The following is a 2,243-nucleotide window of genomic DNA, read 5'->3' as shown; positions in this document are numbered from 1 at the left end:
CAATGTTCTGCAAGAGATCAGGTGATCGAAATCGAATGGCCAGTGGAATCGGCCAAGGAGTTGCTGCTTTTACTTCAGGGCTTGATCAAATGATCCGTATCGATGAAATCTGGCTCTCTACCCAGCCGATGGACATGCGTGCGGGTATGGATACGGCTATGGCGCAGATTATGAAAGCCTTTGGCTCAATCAAACCGCATTGCGCCTACCTGTTCTGTAATAAACGTGGCCATCGTATGAAAGTACTGGTACATGATGGACTGGGCATCTGGCTGTGTGCCAGGCGGCTGGAACAGGGAAAATTCCACTGGGCTAAAGTTCACCAGGGTGAAAACGTAGCTCTCAGTCCAGAACAGTTACAGGCACTCATTCAGGGTTTGCCCTGGCAGCGCATTGGACGACAGCAAGTGGTCACTATGCTCTAAACCAAGCTCGGTTATTCTGCTATTCTCCAAACGTTCTATTTCCTCTGCGTCATGACCTCAGGCATACTGCGGTCATGAAAATGCTGCCCGATTTAAGCCAACTGACCCATGAACAACTGCTGGAATTTACCCAGCAGTTGGCAATGCAGCATCAACAACTCGCAGAAGATAAACAACAATTAGATGCTCAAGTTCAACATCTGGAAGTATCAAATCAACAATTAGATGCCAAAGTTCAACATCTGGAAGTATCAAATCAACAATTAGATGCCAAAGTTCAACATCTTGAAGTCACCAATCAGCAATTAGATTCTAAAGTTCAGCATCTTTCTATTCTCAATCAAAAATACGAGCATGAACTGGCGCTGTTTAAAAAGCATAAATTCGGCAGTAAAAACGAACATCTCACCGCAAAACAAATCCATCTGTGGGACGAAGCGGTCGAAGAAGATATTGCAGCCGTTGATCTAGAATTAGAACGATTAAATGCAGATAAAACCGATGCAGGGACACAGAAAGCCACAGTCAACAAACCTAAACGTCGACTGCTGCCCGATCATCTACACACCATTCGTATTGAGCATGAACCAGCATCAACCCAATGCAGTTGTGGCTGCCAGTTACGTCGTATCGGCGAAGATATCAGTGAAAAACTGCATTTCAGGCCGGCACAGTTCTATAAGGAACAGCATGTCCGTGGCAAATGGGTCTGTGATCAGTGTGACACCCTGACTCAGCAAGCGATGCCCGCCTATGTGATTGATAAAGGCATTGCTTCACCTGAACTGCTCAGCCATGTGCTGGTATCGAAGTATGCCGATCATTTGCCGCTGTACCGTCAGCGCCTGATCTATCAGCGGGCGGGCATTGATCTGTCCAGATCTACTTTATCTGACTGGATAGGTCGCTGCGGTGTAGAACTGGAGCCTCTGGCCAATGCCTTAAAACAGGTGGTGCTGCAACAGCGGGTGATCCATGCCGATGAAACGCCGGTCACCATCATGCGGATGGGTGATGATGAGAAAAAACCGAAGAAAGGTTATGTCTGGGCCTATGCCACTACACAGTACAATCCAGTTCAAGCGGTGATCTATGACTTTCAGGATAGCCGTTCAGGTCAGCATGCAGAAGAGTTCCTGAATGGCTGGCAGGGCCATCTGGTCTGTGATGATTACAGTGGTTATAAAGCACGCTTTAAATCAGGCGATGTCATTGAGGTGGGCTGCATGGCGCATGCACGTCGTAAATTCCATGAGCTACATGTGACTGGGAAAAGTCAGATCGCTGAACAGGCATTACTGATGATTCAGAAACTGTATGCGATAGAAGCAGAACTCAGGAAAAAGACCGATAGTACAGCAGAACACCGCCGCGAATACCGACAACAGCACAGCCAACCGGTGATGCAACAACTGTATGAATGGCTCAACCAACATGATCTGACGGTGCCATCGAGTTCTCCAACCGCCAAGGCCATCAATTACAGTCTGAAGCGTTGGCCAGCCTTAAGCCGCTATCTGGATGATGGCAATCTACCCATTGACAATAACTGGGCAGAGAACTCAATGCGTCCCTGGGCATTGGGCCGTAAGAACTGGTTGTTTGCAGGTTCGCTGCGCAGTGGACAGCGAGCGGCGAATATCATGACTTTAATCCAGTCAGCAAAGCTGAATGGCTTGGATCCGTATGCCTATTTAAGTGATGTGCTGAAAAGGTTACCGACACACAAAGTGACCCAAATTGAAGAATTGCTGCCGCACTGCTGGAAACCTAAATCGAATTAAAAAATAGGTATGGGATTCAGCGGACGCTTACCTT

2 protein-coding genes are annotated in these 2,243 nt (G+C 47.6%); both read left to right on the top strand.

The window, feature by feature from the left end; genetic code table 11:
- Positions 1-89 precede the first annotated feature (89 nt).
- A complete protein-coding gene (tnpB, locus tag FTT63_RS15265) occupies positions 90-425 on the top strand; it encodes an IS66 family insertion sequence element accessory protein TnpB (protein ID WP_004783682.1) in 336 nt (111 codons plus the stop codon).
- Between the two features lie 74 nt (positions 426-499).
- Positions 500-2,209, top strand: coding sequence for an IS66 family transposase (locus tag FTT63_RS15260; RefSeq protein WP_180192466.1), 1,710 nt, complete (start codon positions 500-502; stop codon positions 2,207-2,209).
- The last annotated feature ends 34 nt before the right edge of the window (positions 2,210-2,243 follow it).

This window comes from Acinetobacter sp. C15 (assembly GCF_013420645.1).
Taxonomy (GTDB): Bacteria; Pseudomonadota; Gammaproteobacteria; order Pseudomonadales; family Moraxellaceae; genus Acinetobacter; species Acinetobacter indicus.
The sequence above is the reverse complement of the archived record's forward strand: the minus strand, read 5'-3'. Positions and strand labels throughout refer to the sequence as shown.